The sequence below is a fragment of the Paenibacillus sp. DS2015 genome (assembly GCF_050433705.1).
Lineage (GTDB): Bacteria > Bacillota > Bacilli > Paenibacillales > Paenibacillaceae > Paenibacillus_AQ.
Map to the genome: position 1 here is coordinate 1 of NZ_JBNPWS010000074.1, position 1,918 is coordinate 1,918.

Annotated in this window: 2 protein-coding genes; one reads left to right on the forward strand and one right to left on the reverse strand. The window is 35.5% G+C overall.

Annotated features, from left to right (window positions below; translation table 11 throughout):
• Positions 1-54 precede the first annotated feature (54 nt).
• The gene (locus tag J2T13_RS26115) at positions 55-411 is read right to left on the reverse strand and encodes an RNA polymerase sigma factor (RefSeq protein WP_429375630.1); all 357 of its coding nucleotides are present in this window, start codon (positions 409-411) and stop codon (positions 55-57) included.
• A 635-nt stretch (positions 412-1,046) separates the two neighbouring features.
• On the opposite strand from J2T13_RS26115, the gene J2T13_RS26120 reads away from it, so the two are divergent.
• Positions 1,047-1,802 (forward strand): hypothetical protein, encoded by a 756-nt coding sequence (locus tag J2T13_RS26120; protein WP_429375631.1) that lies wholly within the window; start codon positions 1,047-1,049, stop codon positions 1,800-1,802.
• Positions 1,803-1,918: the final 116 nt, after the last annotated feature.

A 1,918-nucleotide genomic window follows, 5' to 3' on the forward strand; every position in this document is an offset into this window, starting at 1 on the left:
AGGAAATCCTAAATTAGCAATTAATCCAAATAAATCAATTTCATTCACTGCATCCTACCTCCTTTCTATATCAGTTAGAACCCTTCGTAAACTAGCTAAACCCTTTAAACGGTGCTTTGAGATATTCTGCTGTGAGGATCCTAAAAGCTTGGCTATTTCTTTATCAGTTAGATATTTCAGATAAGCAAGAGATAAGATCTTCTGTTGCTGTACGGACAGAGATACATACGCTTTGTAAAGAGATTCATCTGTAATGTGTTCTATTAGATCATGAGATAGTATTTCTACTTCTTCTGCGAGTGATATGGATTCTAAGAGGTCGTTGTTTTCAAGGATAAGAGGGTATCGATTAGATATAACTTTTCTTTTTATGTCATAGTTTATGGAGTTGTAGTGAATAAGGCTGGCCATGTATTTAATGAAGCGACGATTAACAGTTTCGTTCGTAGTTATGATGATCACCCCTTTAGAAGACACCCCTCTTACCTATAAAGAGATATTAAGGTAGTTATTTACAACCTACACCTCAAAAAGAGGAACAAATATTCCTATATTATATCATGGAACCCTTTAATGCTATAAAGTGATATTATTTACATATATAGCAATAGTTAGTTGGTGAAATCGCATATACATATAATAGAAGTAGTCGTTGCGGCTCTATTATTGGTTTTTATCTACTCGTCGTCTTCTCTATACAGAAGACGTACGGAACTAGCAGTAGGTATGTAACTAAGGATGCAGCAACAGATACGAACGATGAACGCAAAACCTGCGGATCTACTTGTAACGTATGATGATGTACCCTTTATAGAAGGAATATATGAATATCCGAATATCAAAAAAATAAATAGGAAGTTTAGTTGTCTAAATTTAGTTAAGGCTCAACAAAATGATCTCTGTCACCATAGCCGTTTATATATAAAATTCGGCATATATGTCATTAATTTAACTTTTTCAGTGATATCTGTTAAAATTAAGTAATCCAGTTTTTGGTTAACTCTGGTAATATTATTCATAGACGAACGGAAAGGAGCATTAGGATATTGAAAAAGGGAATAGGATTGGGTACATTGTTATTGTCTGCTGCTTTTGTATTTTCAGGATGCGCTTCAGACAAGCCAGCGAGTGATTCACAAGACGTAAAACAGACCACTACTGTTCCGGTAGAAAAAGGAACAGAGCAATCTAAGCTTCTCAGCGCTTCTGAAGATGGAGAAGTAAAGCTTTATGAAAAAACAGATGGAGTAATTGTAGATGTAAACGGCAGCCAAAAGGAATTTGACTGGAAAATATTAGGTGGTGTAACTAAGCCGAGGGTGTCCTCTATTGATCTTACAGGGGATGGTAAAGAAGAAGCGGTCATCATTCTTGTTACCGGACATGGGACTAATTTAAGTACTAATGAAGCTCATGTATTAAACGGAGAAAACCTTTCAGAAATAAAGGTACAGAATGTTGAGGAAATTGTTGCGGATTTAGAAACTGAAGTTAAACAAAATGGTAATGAGCTACTAATTAATGCTAAAGCTCAAGGGAAAGAATACAAATTCAGCAAAAATGTCAGTGAGCTATCGCTAGCACACGAGTCGGATGATAAGTTTGAAAACAAACTTTACTTTGGTGATCTGATTTCAAATAATTTAAAGGATCAGAAACTGACAGTTAACATAGGCGGATTTGTTAGACCAATTAATGCCGTTCTTCCTGAATACGTATGCACCGTTCATGTAACGTATAAATATGATAAAGCCATAAATGAGTTTGTTGCAGATCAAATTGATGTTACCCCTGATGAATGAAAAAAGAAGCTGTCCCAAATGGGCAATGTCATTAAGTTAAGGCGCAGGCCAAAAATCAAGAACAAGAGCAGGTTATCGAAAAGATAGCCTGCTCTTGTTTTTGCACGAAAAAGAAA